This window comes from Albimonas pacifica, from assembly GCF_900113695.1.
Classification (GTDB): Bacteria; Pseudomonadota; Alphaproteobacteria; order Rhodobacterales; family Rhodobacteraceae; genus Albimonas; species Albimonas pacifica.
Window position 1 is genome coordinate 293,162 of sequence record NZ_FOQH01000004.1, and the last position, 16,183, is coordinate 309,344.

Sequence of the window (16,183 nt, forward strand, 5' to 3'; positions counted from 1 at the left end):
CGCCCGGACCGCCGGGGCCGGCGGGGCTCAGCTCTCGGCCTTCTCCTCGGTGCGGGCGATGGGCAGACGGACGCGGGCCAGCAGGCCGCCGAGCTCCGAATCCTCCAGCGTCAGCGTGCCGTCGTAGGCCTCCACGATGTCGGCGCAGATCGCGAGGCCCAGCCCCGTGCCCGGCACCGCCTCGTCCAGCCGCCCGCCCTCGCGCAGGGCGATGGCGCGGTTCTCGGGCGCGATGCCGGGGCCGTCGTCCTCGACCACGATCTCCACCACGCCCTTCTTGCGCTCCGCCGTCACCCGCACGGCGCCCTTCGCCCACTTGAAGGCGTTGTCGATCAGGTTGCCGGCGAGCTCCTCGAGGTCCTCGCCCTCGGCCTTCGCGCGCAGGCCCGCGGGGACGTCGAGGTCGAGGTCGATGAACTTGTCGGCGTGCACCCGCTCCATCACCCGCGCGAGCCCGCCCAGCAGCGGCCCCACCTCGGCCGAGGCGCCGGGCGCGTTGGCGCCGGCGAGCCGGGCGCGGGCGGTGTAGCGCACCATCAGCGCGTCGATCCGGTCCAGCGCCTCGCGCACCTCCGGGTGGGGGCGATCCATGGCGTCGAGCTCGTTGCGGATGATCGCCGCGGGGGTCTTGAGCGCGTGCGCGAGGTCCGCGGCCTGCCGCCGCGCCGCGCCGATGATCTTGGCGTTGCGCTCCAGCAGGTCGTTGAGGTCCTCGACCAGCGGCTCGATGTCGGAGGGGTAGCGCCCCTCGATCCGGTCGGTGATCCCCTCGCGGTAGTCGCCGAAGGCCGCGCGCAGGCCGACCAGCGGGCGCAGGGCCATGCCGGTCATCGCAGCCGCCGCCAGCGCCAGCGCGCCCCCCAGCCCGATCAGGGCCGAGAACAGCGAGCGTCGGAACTCCAGCTTGTCGAGGCTCAGGCGCACCACCGCCTCGGCCGCGTAGATGCGGAACACCTCGTCGTCCGCGTCGGGGCGCACCGCGCGCACGATCACCAGGATGCGGAAGCCCTCCGGCGCGCGGGCGAAGAAGGTCTCCTCCCCCACCGCGAGGTCCGAATGCGGCAGCACCTCGCCCCCGAGGGAGGGCGAGCGCACGACCCGTCCGTCCGGCAGCTCGACCTGCCAGTAGTAGCCCGAGCCCATCTGCAGGTAGCGCGGGTTGGCGAGCCGCGTCTGGGCGGCGTCGCGCTCCAGCGCTCCGGTCAGGATCAGAGTTTCGAGCTGGTCGAGCTGCGCGGAGAGATTACGCTGGAAGGCGCGCTCCGCGATCCCGTCGAAGGCGGTCAGCAGCAGCCAGCCGCTGACGCCCAGAGCGAAGAGGATCCAGAGGGCGCCGCCCAGAACCGCGCGCGCGCGGAGCGACAGCGCCCCCAAGGATCAACTTCCGTCGAACTGGTACCCGCGGCCGCGGATCGTGACGATGATCTTCTGGCCGAGCTTTTTCCGCAGACGACCGATGAACACCTCGATGGTGTTCGAGTCGCGCTCGGTGTCGTAGCCGTAGACGTGTTCCGAGAGCTCGGTGCGGGACACCACGCGATCCTTGTTCAGGATCAGGTAGCCCAGCACGTTGGTCTCCTGCGCCGTCAGCTGCACCTGCTGGCCGTCCACCGTCACCCGGCCGGAGCGGGTGTCGAACTCCAGCCCGCCCTGCTTGAAGACCGGGTTCGGCTGGCCGGAAGAGCGGCGGATCAGGGCGCGCAGGCGCGCCAGCAGCTCGTCCATCTGGAAGGGTTTGGTCAGGTAGTCGTCGGCGCCCGAGTCGAGCCCCGCCACCTTGTCGCGCCACGAATCGCGCGCCGTCAGCACCAGGACCGGGGCCTTGATGCCGCCTTCGCGCCAGTCGCGCAGGACGGCGTTGCCGTCCTTTTTCGGAAGGCCGAGATCGAGGACGATCGCGTCGTAGGGCTCCGTCGAGCCGAGGAAGCTGCCTTCCTCGCCATCGCGGGCGACGTCGACGACACGGCCCTCGCTTTCGAGCGCCCGCTGAACCTGACCGGCCAGCACCGCCTCATCTTCCACCAAGAGAACACGCATCCCTACCTCCGGTCATCACGCTCCGGCGTACACGCAAAACGCACGCCGGAGATTATCATCAAGCTGAACGCGATTTGCCAACTGAATTTCGTGTTTGATCCGACCGAGGGTCTCGCCTACGAATCTCCAAGAAATTTAACGCAAGATGAACGGAAACACAATCCATATTCGTGGTTCATTTCTTGTTCAGAGCACAATACCCAACGTCAGGCTCGATTGCGTCTATTTTGTGCCTCGCCATCGGTGAAGCCCGACCAGCGCCGCTGTAGCGGTTCTGGAGACGGTACGTGTTCAGCATCGATTAACACTTGCCAAACCTGCGGTATGTGGCACGATCCGGTCAATTCGAGGTCCCCCAACCTCGAAGCGAGGTTCCGGGCGGTCGCATCACCCCCAGCTTGTCTCGCGCTTGCAGCATCTTTGCAGTCGCTTGACCGGCACATCCCACACACACCCGCGGAAGCCCGGAACCTCACCCCTTCACAGGGGCTGATCGTCGCGAACCTGGGGAGAATTAAGGCAGGTTTGTGACGCGCTGCGGGGATGCAGGGACGGCCCTTCCCGCAGCCTGCGACGAATCACTCCGTCGAATTCTCATCCTTGCGGGTCGGTGTGCGCTCCGATTCCGGCGACACGGCGCCGGCTTCGGGGAGAGAATCGGGGTCCTCCCGCCCCACGCCGCGGAACACGGCGCGGAACGGAAGGGCCCAGACGATTCCCAGCGCCACGTAGATCGCCAGCTCCAGCCACAGGGGCGGCCGGTCGAACCAGCCGGTCACGGTGACGGCGGCCACCACGAACAGCGGCAGCCAGACCAGCAGCAGGACCAGCGACCAGCGCCGGCGGGCCTTGTAGCTGAGCGCCATGCCTCCCCCCTCAGCGATCCGCGAACGGGTCGGTCACCAGGATCGTGTCCTCCCGCTCGGGGCTCGTCGACAGCAGCGCCACGGGGCAGCCGATCAGCTCCTCGACCCGGCGCACGTATTTCACCGCGGCCGCGGGCAGCTCGGCCCAGGAGCGGGCGCCGGCGGTCGACTCCGACCAGCCCTCCATCTCCTCGTAGATCGGCTCGCAGCGGCGCTGCTGCTCCGAGGCGATGGGCAGGTGGTCGATGGTCTTCCCGTCCAGCTTGTAGCCGGTGCAGATCTTCAGCGTCTCGAACCCGTCGAGCACGTCGAGCTTGGTCAGCGCCACGCCGGTCACGCCCGAGGTGGTGCAGGTCTGGCGCACCAGGGCCGCGTCGAACCAGCCGCAGCGCCGCTTGCGCCCGGTGACGGTGCCGAACTCGTGCCCCCGCTCGCCCAGCCGCTGGCCGTCGGCGTCGTGCAGCTCGGTCGGGAACGGTCCCTCGCCCACGCGGGTGGTGTAGGCCTTCACGATGCCCAGCACGTAGTTCACCGCCGACGGGCCCATGCCCGAGCCGGTGGCCGCCATGCCCGCCAGCGTGTTCGAGCTGGTCACGTAGGGGTAGGTGCCGAAGTCGATGTCCAGCAGCGCGCCCTGCGCGCCCTCGAACAGGATCCGGTCGCCGGCGGCGCGACGCTCGGCCAGGATCTTCCAGACCGGCTGCGCGTAGGGGAGGATCTTCTCGGCGACCTCGAGCAGCTGCGCGGTCAGCGCGGCGCGGTCGATCTCCTCCAGCCCCAGGCCGCGGCGCAGGGCGTCGTGGTGGGTCAGCAGGCGGTCGATGCGCCCCTCGAGCGTCGCCTTGTCGGCGAGATCCGCCACCCGGATCGCCCGGCGGCCGACCTTGTCCTCATAGGCCGGGCCGATGCCCCGCCCGGTGGTTCCGATCTTGGCGGTGGAGTTCTGCGCCTCGCGCGCGCGGTCCAGCTCGCCATGGACGGGCAGGATCAGGGGCGTGTTCTCGGCCACCATCAGGTTCGACGGCTCGACCGTCACGCCCTGGCCGCGCAGCTTCTCGATCTCGGCGATCAGGGCCCAGGGGTCGAGCACCACGCCGTTGCCGATCACCGACAGCTTGCCCTCGCGCACGATGCCGGACGGCAGCAGCGACAGCTTGTAGGTGACCCCGTCGATCACCAGCGTGTGGCCGGCGTTATGGCCGCCCTGGAACCGGACGATCACGTCGGCCCGCTCGCTGAGCCAGTCGACGAGTTTTCCCTTCCCTTCGTCGCCCCACTGGGCGCCGACGACGACGACATTGGCCATGACGGCTGCTCCTGGTTCCGGGATCGCAAACGGGCGCGGTTCTAGCGCATCGCCGTCCCGGTTCCCATCCCCGGTTTCGTCGCGGGCACGGGCATTGCGTGCGACGCGTATCGGCTTCATCATGTGGTAGAGAAAAGCGGAAGGACCGCAAGATGATGGAGGACGCGGTGAACGCTGGATCGCAGCTTCTCGCCTCGCTGCAGGCCTGGGCGGGCGGACCGCCGGACGAGTCGCACCTTCTGTCGGCGCTGGCCCTGGGGCTCGCGGCGGGCGCGGGGGGGCTGTGGCTCGCCCTCCTCCGCCCCCTGCGCCGCCGCGCCGAGCGGGCCGAGGGCGCGCTGATCGAGGCGCGCGAGGACGCCGCCGCGCTCGACCGCGACCTGGCCGTCTCCGAGGCCCGCGCCGGCCGCCTCGACGCCGCCGAGGCCGAGATCCGCGCCCTGCGCGAGCGCCTGTCGGAGGCCGCCGAGGCCCGCGCCGAGCTGAAGTCGGCGCTGGAGACCGAGCGTCGCCAGCATGGCGCCCGCGTCGAGGAGCTGCGGCGGATGGAGGGCGAGGTCCAGCAGAAGTTCGCCGCGCTGGCCGCCGACGCGCTGGGGAAGAACGCCGAGAGCTTCCTGGGCCTGGTCTCCGAGCGCTTCGCACAGCACAAGCAGACCGCCGACGAGGACCTGGAGCGTCGCCAGAAGGCGATCGAGGGCCTGCTGGCGCCGATCCGCGACAACCTCGGCAAGTTCGAGAGCGCCGTGGGCGAGATCGAGAAGGCCCGCCACGACGCCTACGGCGCCATCCGCACCCAGGTGCAGGCGCTGACCGAGGGCCAGGCCCGCCTCACCTCCGAGACCGGGCGCCTGGTGCAGGCCCTGCGCGCCCCCAAGACCCGCGGCCGCTGGGGGGAATACCAGCTCCGCCAGGTGTTCGAGATGGCCGGCATGATGGAGCATGTCGACTTCCTCACCGAACGCAGCTTCGACACCGAGGACGGCCGCCGCCGCCCCGACGCCATGGTCCGCCTTCCGGGAGGCAAGTCGGTGGTGGTGGACGCCAAGACCCCGCTCGACGCCTACCTGACGGCGCTGGAGGCGACCGAGCCCGCCGCCCAGGCCGAGGCGCTCGCCAACCACGCCCGGCAGCTGAAGACCCATGTCCGCCAGCTCGGCGCCAAGGACTACTGGAACGCCCTGCCCGAGACGCCGGACTTCGTGGTGCTGTTCGTGCCGGGGGAGGCCTTCTACTCCGCCGCCATGGAGCAGGACCCGGAGATCTTCGAGACGGCGCTCGCCGCCCGGGTGCTGGTCTGCTCCCCCACCACGCTGATCGCGCTGGTGAAATCCATCGCTTACGGCTGGCAGCAGGAGGTGCTGGCGAAGAACGCCCGCGAGGTCGCCGACCAGGCGCGCGAGCTCTACGACCGGCTCAACACCTTCGGCGGCCACATGGACGGCGTCGGCCGCGGCCTGCGGCAGGCGGTCGAGCGCTACAACCGCGCCGTCGGCTCGCTGCAATCGCGCGTCCTGCCGGCCGCGCGGCGGTTCGAGGCGCTGGGCGTCACGCCCGAAGGCGCCGGCATGCCCGGGCCGCAGCCGGTCGAGCACGTCCCCGCCGGCGGGCGGGAGACGGAGGAGCCGGAGCTCCCCCGCGGGGTCGCCGCAGGCGCCTAGCGCCGAAAGCCCCGGGGGGCGCGGCCGGCTCGGGGGAGGGCGTCGCGCCCCCGAAACGGCCGCGCGGGATCGGGGCGGCCCTCAGAAGACGAAATCGTCCGCCGAGAGGCCGGCGAAGTCGCCCTCGATCCGCAGGCTGAAGCCGCCGGGGCCGGAGACGATCGCGTGGTCGGCGTTCTCGACGATCGCCAGCTCCGAGAAATCGGCGACGAAGCCGAGGGCCACCGTGTCGGCGCCCTGCTCGAAGTCCGTGATCGTGTCGGTCCCCAGATCGGCCGCGCGGATGCGGAACTCGTCCGCGCCGCCGCCGCCGGTCAGCAGGTCGTCGCCGCCCAGGCCCTCGAGCCGGTTGTCGCCGTCGTCGCCGATCAGCGTGTCGGCCTGGTCGGAGCCGCGCACCCGCTCGATCGCGATCAGCGTGTCCGTGTCGCCGAACCCGTCGGTGGCCGTGCCCAGCGCCAGGTTCACCGTCACCCCCGCCGTGCCGCCGCGGGAGGCGTCGCGGTCGTAGCGCACCTCGTCCATGCCGCCGCGGCCGTCGAGCGTGTCGTCGCCCTCCATGCCGCGGAACATGTTGGCGAGGGCGTCGCCGAAGATCCGGTCGTCGTAGTCCGAGCCCCGGATCGCCTCGATCCCCGCCAGCGTGTCCGTGTCGCCATAGGTGTCCGTCGCCGTTCCGGCGGCGAGATCCACGACCGCGCCGGCGCCCCCGGTCTCGTCCCCGTAGGAGACCTGGTCGAAGCCGCCCGCGCCGTCGACCGAGTCGTCGCCCGCGCCCAGCGCGAACCAGTTGTCGTATTCGTCGCCGACCAGCACGTCGTCGAAGTCGGTGGCGATCACCTCCTCGATCGAGATCAGCGTGTCCGAGTCGCCGAAGGTGTCGGTGGCGACCCCCGTGGCGAGGTTCACCGCGACCCCGGCGCCGCCGGTCTCCTGGCTGTAGTCGACCAGGTCGTATTCGTCCCAGGAATCCGCGCCGCCGTCGATCTCGTCGTTCCCGGCGCCGCCGACGAAGCGGTCGTCGCCGCCCTCGCCGCGCAGGCGGTTGTCGCCCGCGTCGCCCACGAGGACGTCGTCGAAGTCGGTGCCGCGCACCCGCTCGATGTCCACCAGCGTGTCGGTGTCGCCGAAGCCGTCGAAGGCGGTCCCCTCGGCGAGGTTCACGTAGACGCCCGAGTCGCCGCCGTAGGTAGCGTCACGGTCGTAGCGCGCCTCGTCCACGCCGCCCCGGCCGTCGAGCAGGTCGTCGCCGGCGAGCCCGCGGAAGGTCTCGTTCGCGTTCGAGCCGCGGATCACGTCGTCGCGCAGCGTGCCGCGGATGACGTTGATGTTCACCAGCGTGTCGGTGTCGCCGTAGGTGTCGACGGCGGTCCCGGCCGCGAGGTCGACCACGATCCCCGCGCCGCCCCGCTCCCACCGGTAGGAGACCTGGTTGAAGTCCGAGCCCTTGCCGTCGACGTAGTCGTCGCCGCGGCCGAGCTCGAAGTAGTTCTCGGCGTCGTCGCCGATGATCCGGTCGTCCTTGTTGGTCCCGATGACCTCTTCGATGTTGCGCAGGGTGTCCTGGTCGCCGTAGGTGTCGCGGGCCTTGCCGGTGGTCAGGTTGACCACCACGCCCTTGCGCCCGCCCTCGGAGCCGTAGTCCACCACGTCCTCGAGCCCGGCGCCGCCGTCGATCAGGTCGCGGCCCTTCTCGCCCGTCATCCAGTCGTCGCCGTCGCCGCCGAACAGCTTGTCCGCGTGCCGGGTCCCCACGATGCGGTCGTCCGCATCCGACCCCTCGACCCGGACCTGGGTGGCGTTGAGCAGCTTGTCGAGCGACTTCCACTTGCCCTTGTCGGCGAGGGTCACCGCCTTCTCGAGCTTGGTCACCGGGATCTTCAGGCCGGAGAAGGTGGCGAGCGTGCGCCCGTCGAGCGTGAACTCGAACTCGGTCGCCTTGCCGCCGACGAACTTGTCCTGGCGCGCGTTGTACTTGATGCCCGCGCCGGAGATCTCGAGCTCCAGCCCGTCGACCGTGCCGCTCTTGAGCAGCAGGGACTTCGCGGAGATGTCCTTGCGCTTCAGCTCGCCCTGGACAAGACCGTCCTCGATCAGGTCCGAGAGGCTCACGCCCTCGAACAGCTTGAGGACCGCCTGCTTCTTGCCCTTGCCATTGCCCTTGGCCATGTGCCTGGTCGCCTTCTGCTGAGCGCGGCGGCCGGGCGGTACGAACGGGCCCGGCGCGCCGCATTCGTACTCGTCGAATGACGGCGGCGAGGGACCGCCCGGGCCCCTCGCCGCGTCTGCGCACCGTGTCCTAGCACGAGATTTCCGTCGCGACAGCGGTTTCGTTGTTAACGAATGAGAAATTCATGCTGCGGAATGCGTCGGCGGGGAACGGCGCCCGCCGACGCGGTCGCCTCAGAACTTCAGCGCCTTGGCCTGGGTGACCTGCGGCAGCGCCAGGATCTGGGCGACCATGTCCGGCGTCACCTGCTCGTCCACGCCCAGCAGCGCGATCGCCTCGCCGCCCTTGTCCGCGCGGCCCAGCGCGAAGGTCGCGATGTTGATCCCCAGCTCCCCCAGCTTGGCGCCCAGCGAGCCGATGTAGCCCGGCTGGTCGTTGTTGGTGGTGTAGAGCATGAAGGGCTGCGGATCGGCCTCGAGGTCGATGCCCTTGATCTGGATGATCCGGGGCTTGTTGTCCGAGAACACCGTCCCCGCGACCGAGCGGGTCTGCTTCTCGGTCGTCACCACCAGCCGCACGTAGGAGCCGTAGGCGCCCTGCGCGTCCTTGCGGGTCTCGGCGATCTTGATGCCGCGCTCGCGCGCCACCACGGGGGCCGAGACCATGTTGACCCCGCCCTCGCCGACCAGCGGCTTCATCAGGCAGGCCACCAGCGTGGCGGTCAGGGGCTTGAGGTTGAGCTGGCCGACGCGGCCCACGTACTCGATCTCGAGCGAGGTGATCGCGTTCTCGGTCACCTGGCCGGCGAAGCCGCCCAGCGCCTCGCAGACCGCGATCCAGGGCTTGAGCAGCGGCGCCTCTTCGGCGGTGACCGACGGCGCGTTCAGGGCGTTGGAGATCGCGCCCTTGGTCAGGTAGTCCGACATCTGCTCGGCGACCTGCAGGGCGACGTTCTCCTGCGCCTCGGAGGTCGAGGCGCCCAGATGCGGCGTGCACACGCAGTTGGGGGCCGAGAACAGCACGTTCTCCTTGGCCGGCTCCTCGCCGAAGACGTCGAAGGCGGCGCCGGCGAGCCGGCCGTCCTTCAGCGCCTGCGCCACCGCGTCCTCGTCGACCAGGCCGCCGCGGGCGCAGTTGATCAGCCGCGCGCCGGGCTTCATCTTGGCGATGCGCTCGGCCGAGAGGATGTTGGCCGTCTGCGACGTCTTGGGCATGTGCAGCGTGACGAAATCGGCACGCGCCAGCAGCGCCTCGAGGTCGTCGAACTTCTCCACCCCCAGCTCCTGCGCGCGCTCATGGCTCAGGAACGGGTCGTAGGCGATGACCTTCATCTTCAGGCCGATGGCGCGCGAGGCGACGACCGAGCCGATGTTGCCGCAGCCGAGGATGCCCAGCGTCTTGCCGGTGATCTCGACGCCCATGAACTTCGACTTCTCCCACTTGCCGGCGCGGGTGGACGCGTCGGCCTCGGGGATCTGGCGGGCGCAGGCGAACATCATCGCGATGGCGTGCTCGGCGGTGGTGATCGAGTTGCCGAAGGGCGTGTTCATCACCACGATGCCCTTGGCCGAGGCCGCGGGGATGTCGACGTTGTCGACGCCGATGCCGGCGCGGCCGATGACCTTCAGGTTGTCGGCCTTCGCCAGCAGCTCCGCCGTCGCCTTGGTGGCCGAGCGGATCGCCAGCCCGTCGTAATCGCCGATGATCTCGGCGAGCTTCGCGGGGTCCTTGCCCAGCGCGGGCTGGAAGTCGACCTCGACCCCGTTGTCCTTGAAGATCTGGACGGCGGCGTCGGACAGGGCGTCGGAAATCAGAACCTTGGGCATCTGAGGGTCCTCAGGTTGGAAGGGCGCGGTCCACGGCCAGCGCGGCGGCGGTCGTGCCTGCGTCCATGTCGGGTCCGGTCGTCCAGGCGGCCCCGAAGGGGATGCGGACGACCTGGGTGCGAGGGGAGCGAAGGCGGAGCGTGGTGCCCGCCTTCGAGTTCGCGAAGGAGACCATCTCGACGTCGTGCTTGTGCTGCAGCCAGTCCACGTCGCGGAAGCCGAAGCAGCCCGCCACGCCCTTGGTCTCGACCAGCCAGGCGGCGAAGAACTCGCCGTCGTCGGTCGTGCAGCGCACGCCGCGCTCCAGTTCGGCGGCGAAGACGAGCTCGATCACCTCCCCCGCGCCGAAGGCGATCTCGATCTCGCCCGTCACGCAGGCGTCGACCGAGAGCCCCTCGGGCAGCTCGGGGTGGGCGGGACCGATCGGTCCCACCGCTCCGACCGGCGACGACAGGGTCACCGGCCCGAACGGCGCGTCGATGCGCGCTTCGGCCATCGGATGTCTCCTTTCAGGAGGTCAGGCCGCGGCCATCTCCGACTTCGCGGCGGCGAAGGCCCAGTCGAGCCAGGGGATCAGCGCCTCGACGTCGGCCGTGTCGACCGTCGCGCCGCACCAGATCCGCAGGCCCGCGGGAGCATCCCGGTAGCCGTTGACGTCGAGGGCGGCGCCCTCTTTCTCGAGCAGCGTGACCATCTTCTTGACGAAGGCCTTCTGGCCGGCGTCGTCGAGCGCGGCCACCGCCGGGTCCACCACCTTCAGGCAGACCGAGGTGTTGGAGCGCGCCTCGGGCGCGGCCACCAGGTTCTCGACCCAGGCGGTCGCGTCGACCCAGGCCTGCAGCGCGCCGAAGTTGGCGTTGGCGCGGGCCTGCACGGCCTCCGCCCCGCCGATCTCGGCGAACCACTCCAGCGCGTCCAGCGCGTCGGCCACGCAGAGCATCGAGGGCGTGTTGATCGTCTCGCCCTTGAAGATGCCCTCGATCAGCTTGCCGCCCTTGGTCATGCGGAAGATCTTCGGCAGCGGGCGGGGGGGCGTGTAGCTCTCCAGCCGCTCGACGGCGCGGGGGCTCAGCACCAGCACGCCATGGCCGCCCTCGCCGCCCATCACCTTCTGCCAGGAGAAGGTCAGGACGTCGATCTTGACCCAGTCGATCGGCTGCGCGAAGGCGGCCGAGGTGGCGTCCGAGAACACCAGCCCCTCGCGCTCCGCCGGGATCCAGTCGAGGTCGGGGAGCTTGGCGCCCGAGGTGGTGCCGTTCTGGGTGAACAGCACGTCGGCGGTCCCGGCGCGCACCTGCGCGAAGTCCGGCAGCTCGCCATACTCGGCGGTGATCACCCGGCAGTCGTCGAGCTTGAGCTGCTTGGTGGCGTCGGTGGCCCAGCCGGCGCCGAAGCTCTCCCAGGCGAGGATGTCGACGGGCTTGGCGCCCAGCATCGACCACATCGCCATCTCGAAGGCGCCGGTGTCGGAGGCGGGGACGATGCCCACCCGGAAGCCCGCGGGCACGCCCAGCAGCTCGGCGGTCAGGTCGATCACCTGCTTGAGCTGGGCCTTGGGGCCCGAGGCGCGGTGGGAGCGGCCCAGCCACGCCTTCGCGGCGACCGCTTCAAGCGACCAGCCGGGGCGTTTCGGACAGGGACCGGAAGAGAATTCAGCGCGCGCAGGCAGCGCCTGCGGCTTTTCGGGGAACGTCATGGGACGCGCTCCAACGTCAGGGCGAGGTCGCTGAGCCCGCCGCCGCTCGCCCATACCCGGCGACTTGCCCGCAGCCCCGATACGCCTGCGCCGAGATCCGGTCAAGCCGGAAAAGAGGCCCGATCCGTCGCATTCGCGCGACGCCTCGCGGCGCAATTCGGGGCGGCCCCGGCTGGGGGCTCGCCATCCGCCCTCGCGGCGTGTTTGCTGGGCCGGTCCTCGTGACGGAGCCCCGAATGACCCGCCCCACCCCCGCCCGCCTTCTCCTCGCCGCCCCCCTGCTGGCGCTCGTCGCCTGCGCCGCGCCCGAAGCGCCGCCGGCGCCCGACGGCGGGCCGCCCGCCTGGGCCGACTTCCGCGCCGAGGGCGCGCCGGTCGAATGGGACGACGTGCAGATCCTCTCGGCCACCACGCGCGACAGCATCGGGGGCCCCGAGGTGGTGCTGGACGTGCGCTTCGCGACCGCCTGCGACGCCTCCACCTACGCGGTGTTCTGGAACGGGGCCGCCGCCCGCTCGCTGCCCCCGCAGACGGTCTTCGTGCTGCGCCGGGACGGCCAGGGCGCCGACTGCGCCGCCCCCGGGACCGCCCGCGTCGCCTTCCCCATCGAGGAGCCGGCCGAGGCGCTGGGCCCCTTCATCGGCCGCGTCACCGCCGACGGAGAGACGGGGGTCGAGTTCCGCTGGCCGCCCGAGGCCTGAGGGCCGCGCCTCGCCCGCGGGCAGGGCCGCGGCGACGGCCGCCCCCCCGCGGCGACGCTGCGCGCAATGCGGGCTCGCCCGCCGCGCGCGGGCGCCCTACATCGGGGCGGTGAAGATCTTCTGGTTCTCTCTGGGCGCGCTCTGCGTCGCCGTCGGCGTCGCCGGCGTGATCCTTCCCGGCCTGCCGGGGACGGTGTTCCTGATCGCGGGCGCGTGGTGCTTCGCGCGCTCGTCGGACCGGGCCCACCGCTGGCTCGTGCATCACCGCTGGCTGGGGCCGCCGATCGTCGACTGGCAGGCGCATGGGGTCATCCGCCGGCGCGCCAAGTGGATGGCCTCGGCGGTGATGGCCGCCGCCGTGGTCGTCACGACGACCCTTGGCGTGGCCTGGTGGGCGGTCGGCCTGCAGGCGACGACGCTCGCCTGCGTGGCCCTGTTCCTGTGGACCCGACCGGAGGCGCCCGCCGCGGCGGAGGGCCTTGCGGGTCCCCCGACGGAGACGGTCCCGGCCCCCACCCGGGCCGGAGACGCGTCCGCCGAAGGATCCGGGGTCAGCCCCGGATCGCGGACTTGAAGGTCGTCGAGAACTTGAACTTCGGCGCGGTGTGCGCCTCGGCCATCTTCTTCTCGCCGGTCTGGGGGTTGCGCACTTCGCGCGCGGGCTTCTCGACCGCCTCGAGCTTGCCGACGCCCGGCAGGGTCACCGACTTGCCGCCCTTGAGCGCCGACTCCGAGACGCCGCCGAGCGCGCCGAGCACCGCCGTCACCGAGGCCTTCGTCTCGCCGCTCGCTTCCGCCAGCGCGGTCACCAGTTCATCTTTCTTCACGAAACGCCCTCCGCTGTTGTGGTCCGTGATCGTCGTTCGCGACGCCCCCACAACACCGTGCAGCGGGCGGATGTCAACCCGCAGCGAGCCGACGGCAGGCGGCCCGCGGCGGGGTTTTCCATTCAACCCCCGGTCTCGCCGCGGCGCAGCATGGCCGCCAGCTCGTAGACCAGGTCCAGCGCCTGCCGCGGAGTCATCTCGTCCGGCGAGATCGCCCCGAGGCGCGCCTCGACCCCCGACGGCGCGGCCGGCGCCGGGGCCTTGCGCGGCGCCGGCGCGGCCGAGAACAGGGGCAGGTCGTCGACCAGCGCGCGGGCCTTGCCGCCCCCCTGGCGGTCGCCCTCCTCGAGCGCGTCGAGCACCTCGCGCGCCCGGTCGATGACGCTCGGCGGCAGCCCCGCGAGCCGCGCCACCTGAACGCCGTAGGAGCGGTCCGCGGCGCCCGGCCGGACCTCATGGAGGAAGATCACCTCGCCCTGCCATTCGCGCACCGCCATGGTCGCGCAACGCAGACCCTTCAGACGGTCCGCAAGCGCGGTAAGTTCATGATAATGCGTGGCGAAAAGCGTCCGGCAGCGGTTCGCATCATGCAGGTGCTCGAGCGTCGCCCAGGCGATCGAGAGCCCGTCGTAGGTCGCCGTCCCGCGCCCGATCTCGTCGAGGATCACCAGCGCGCCCGGACCGGCCTGGTTCAGGATCGCGGCGGTCTCCACCATCTCGACCATGAAGGTCGAGCGGCCCCGCGCGAGATCGTCCGCCGCGCCGACGCGGGAGAACAGCTGATCGACCACCCCGATGCGCGCGCGGGCGGCCGGCACGTAGGCGCCCGCCTGCGCCAGCGCCGCGATCAGCGCGTTCTGGCGCAGGTAGGTCGACTTGCCCGCCATGTTCGGACCGGTCAGCAGCCAGACCGGCAGGGCGGGGGCGTCGTCGGCCCCCTCGGCGCTCAGGTCGCAGTCGTTGGGGACGAAGCTCTCGCCTTGTCGTCGCAGGGCCTGCTCGACCACCGGATGCCGGCCGCCCTCGATCACGAAGGCCCGTCCGGGCTCGATCTGGGGGCGGGTCCAGTCCAGCTCGACCGCGATCTCGGCGAAGCCGGCGGAGAGATCCAGCTCCGCCAGCGCCCGCGCGGCGGCGGCGAGCGCGGGGGCCTCGGCCAGCACCTGCTCGCGCAGCGCCTCGAAGATGCGCTTCTCCGCCTCCAGCGCGCGGGAGCCGGCGTTGAGGATCCGCGCCTCGAGGTCCGAGAGCTCGACGGTGGTGAAGCGCACCGCGCCGGCCATGGTCTGGCGGTGGATGAAATCCTCGGAATGGGGCGGCTTCAGCAGCTTGTCGGCGTGGGCGGCGGAGACCTCGATGAAGTAGCCCAGCACGTTGTTGTGCTTGATCTTCAGGGCGTTGATCCCGGCCTTCCCGGCGTATTTCGCCTGCAGCGAGGCGACGACCCCGCGGCCCTTGTCGCGAAGCTCGCGCGCCTCGTCGAGTTCCTCGTCCGCGCCGGGCGCGATGGCGCCGCCGTCGCGGATCAGGAACGGGGGCTCGGCGACCAGCGCGTCCTCCAGCGTGATCTGGAGCTCGTCGTGGCCCTCCAGCCCCTGGCGGGCGAGCTGCAGGCGTTCGGGCAGCTCCTCCTGCCCCAGGCGCTCGGCGAGCCGCCCGGCCTGGGCCAGCGCGTCGCGGATGGCGCCGAGGTCCCGGGGGCCGCCGCGGCCCAGCGCCAGGCGGGTCAGCGCGCGCTCCATCTCCGGCGCCTGGCGCAGGGCGTCGCGGAGGTCCTGGGCAAGGGTCCGGTCCTCGACCAGCGCCTGCACGGCGTCGAGGCGCGCCGCGATCTCCGCCCGGTCGGTGGAGGGCGCCGAGATCCGCGTCTCCAGCAGCCGCGCGCCGGCGGCGGTGACGGTGCGGTCGACGGCGGACAGAAGCGAGCCCTCGCGCCCGCCGGACATGGCCCGCGTCAGCTCCAGGTTCCGCCGCGTGGCGGCGTCGATGCGCATGGCGCCGCCGGCGGGCTCCTGCACCGGGGGCTTCACCAGGGGGAGCTGGCCGCGCTGGGTCAGCTCGACATAGGCGATGGCGGCGCCCATGGCCGAGAGCTGCGCCCGGCTGAAGCCGCCGAACGCGTCCAGAGCCTTGACGCCGAACAGGCGTTCCAGGCGCTGGCGGGCGCCCTCGCTGTCCCAGGCGGCCCGCGAGACGGGGGTGGCGGCGGCGCCGGTCTCGGCCACCTGGCCCTCCAGCGCGCGGTCCTCGTCGGTGGTCTCGGGGATCAGCACCTCGGAGGGCGCGAGGCGGGCCAGCATGGGCCCGAGGCCGCTGCGCGGGCAGTCGGCGACGTGGAAATCGCCGGTGGAGACGTCCAGCCAGGCCAGCGCCCCCTCGCCCCGGATCTCCCCGTAGGCGGCGAGGTGGTTGTGGCGGCGCGCGTCCAGCAGCGCGTCTTCCGTGAGCGTGCCGGGGGTGACCAGCCGCACCACGTCCCGCTTCACGACGGCCTTGTAGCCGCGCTTCTTGGCCTCCGCCGGGTCCTCCAGCTGCTCGCAGACGGCGACGCGGAAGCCTTTTCGGATCAACTGGGCGAGGTAGCCCTCGTGGCTGTGGGCGGGGACGCCGCACATCGAGATGTCTTCGCCCAGGTGTTTGCCGCGCTTGGTCAGGGCGATGTCGAGGGCGGCGGCGGCCTGCACGGCGTCCTCGAAGAACAGCTCGTAGAAGTCGCCCATGCGGTAGAACAGCAGGCTGTCGGGATGGCGCGACTTGATCTCGAGATACTGGGCCATCATCGGCGTGACCGCGCCCCCCGCCGAGGGGTCCGCGGATCGGGTCGGTGCGTCGGTCGCCTGCGTCTTGCTCGCCATGGGAGGGCGATAGCATGAGGCCCGCGGCAGGCGGAAGACCCGGCCGAGCGCACGGGCGCGAAGGCCGCGCCCCCGCCCGGCACGCCTCCCGCCCGCCCACCCCGGCGCGCCGGGCGGGGGCGCGGCGGCGGGCGTCGGGACGCGATGGCCCGCCGCCGGCGCCGCGGCCGGCGCGCAGGGCCCCACGGGCAGGTCCGCGCCCCCTGGCGGCGGGCGGGGGCGGGCGGGTGGGAGCCCG

General features: G+C 71.7%; 13 protein-coding genes. 3 read left to right on the forward strand and 10 right to left on the reverse strand.

From position 1 onward, the window contains the following. Positions 1-27: 27 nt before the first annotated feature. The 4 genes from BM064_RS09705 to BM064_RS09720 all read right to left on the reverse strand — a co-directional run bounded on the left by BM064_RS09705 (position 28) and on the right by BM064_RS09720 (position 4,209). On the reverse strand, positions 28-1,374 hold the full coding sequence (locus BM064_RS09705; RefSeq protein WP_092859562.1) for a sensor histidine kinase: 1,347 nt from the start codon (positions 1,372-1,374) through the stop codon (positions 28-30). 3 nt (positions 1,375-1,377) lie between these two features. Next, positions 1,378-2,037 (reverse strand): response regulator transcription factor, encoded by a 660-nt coding sequence (locus BM064_RS09710; RefSeq protein WP_092859563.1) that lies wholly within the window; start codon positions 2,035-2,037, stop codon positions 1,378-1,380. 578 nt (positions 2,038-2,615) lie between these two features. Beyond that, positions 2,616-2,903, reverse strand: a complete 288-nt coding sequence (locus tag BM064_RS09715) for a DUF2842 domain-containing protein (RefSeq protein WP_092859564.1) — start codon at positions 2,901-2,903, stop codon at positions 2,616-2,618. A 10-nt stretch (positions 2,904-2,913) separates the two neighbouring features. Further along, on the reverse strand, positions 2,914-4,209 hold the full coding sequence (locus BM064_RS09720) for an adenylosuccinate synthase (RefSeq protein ID WP_092859565.1): 1,296 nt from the start codon (positions 4,207-4,209) through the stop codon (positions 2,914-2,916). Positions 4,210-4,361: 152 nt separating this feature from the next. Here BM064_RS09720 and BM064_RS09725 point away from each other — a divergent pair, with 152 nt between their 5' ends. Continuing rightward, the gene (locus BM064_RS09725) at positions 4,362-5,870 is read left to right on the forward strand and encodes a DNA recombination protein RmuC (RefSeq protein WP_218160994.1); all 1,509 of its coding nucleotides are present in this window, start codon (positions 4,362-4,364) and stop codon (positions 5,868-5,870) included. Positions 5,871-5,951: 81 nt separating this feature from the next. Here BM064_RS09725 and BM064_RS09730 read toward each other — a convergent pair whose 3' ends face one another. The 4 genes from BM064_RS09730 to BM064_RS09745 all read right to left on the reverse strand — a co-directional run bounded on the left by BM064_RS09730 (position 5,952) and on the right by BM064_RS09745 (position 11,562). Beyond that, positions 5,952-8,039 (reverse strand): calcium-binding protein, encoded by a 2,088-nt coding sequence (locus BM064_RS09730; protein WP_092859566.1) that lies wholly within the window; start codon positions 8,037-8,039, stop codon positions 5,952-5,954. A 234-nt stretch (positions 8,040-8,273) separates the two neighbouring features. Continuing rightward, positions 8,274-9,866 carry a phosphoglycerate dehydrogenase gene (gene serA, locus BM064_RS09735; protein ID WP_092859567.1) on the reverse strand — a complete coding sequence of 531 codons (1,593 nt, stop codon included), beginning with the start codon at positions 9,864-9,866 and terminating at the stop codon, positions 8,274-8,276. Between the two features lie 10 nt (positions 9,867-9,876). Further along, on the reverse strand, positions 9,877-10,362 hold the full coding sequence (locus tag BM064_RS09740) for a hypothetical protein (RefSeq protein ID WP_092859568.1): 486 nt from the start codon (positions 10,360-10,362) through the stop codon (positions 9,877-9,879). 21 nt (positions 10,363-10,383) lie between these two features. Then, complete coding sequence (locus tag BM064_RS09745) at positions 10,384-11,562, reverse strand: phosphoserine transaminase (protein WP_092859569.1); 1,179 nt, start codon at positions 11,560-11,562, stop codon at positions 10,384-10,386. Positions 11,563-11,798: 236 nt separating this feature from the next. Here BM064_RS09745 and BM064_RS09750 point away from each other — a divergent pair, with 236 nt between their 5' ends. Then, positions 11,799-12,263, forward strand: coding sequence for a hypothetical protein (locus BM064_RS09750; RefSeq protein ID WP_092859570.1), 465 nt, complete (start codon positions 11,799-11,801; stop codon positions 12,261-12,263). Positions 12,264-12,372: 109 nt separating this feature from the next. Beyond that, complete coding sequence (locus BM064_RS09755) at positions 12,373-12,837, forward strand: YbaN family protein (RefSeq protein ID WP_218160995.1); 465 nt, start codon at positions 12,373-12,375, stop codon at positions 12,835-12,837. Here BM064_RS09755 and BM064_RS09760 read toward each other — a convergent pair. Further along, a complete protein-coding gene (locus BM064_RS09760) occupies positions 12,815-13,090 on the reverse strand; it encodes an HU family DNA-binding protein (protein WP_177236202.1) in 276 nt (91 codons plus the stop codon). The two genes, BM064_RS09755 and BM064_RS09760, sit on opposite strands and share 23 nt — an antisense overlap. Before the next feature lie 122 nt (positions 13,091-13,212). Next, the gene (gene mutS / locus BM064_RS09765) at positions 13,213-15,870 is read right to left on the reverse strand and encodes a DNA mismatch repair protein MutS (protein ID WP_092859573.1); all 2,658 of its coding nucleotides are present in this window, start codon (positions 15,868-15,870) and stop codon (positions 13,213-13,215) included. Between the last annotated feature and the right edge of the window lie 313 nt (positions 15,871-16,183).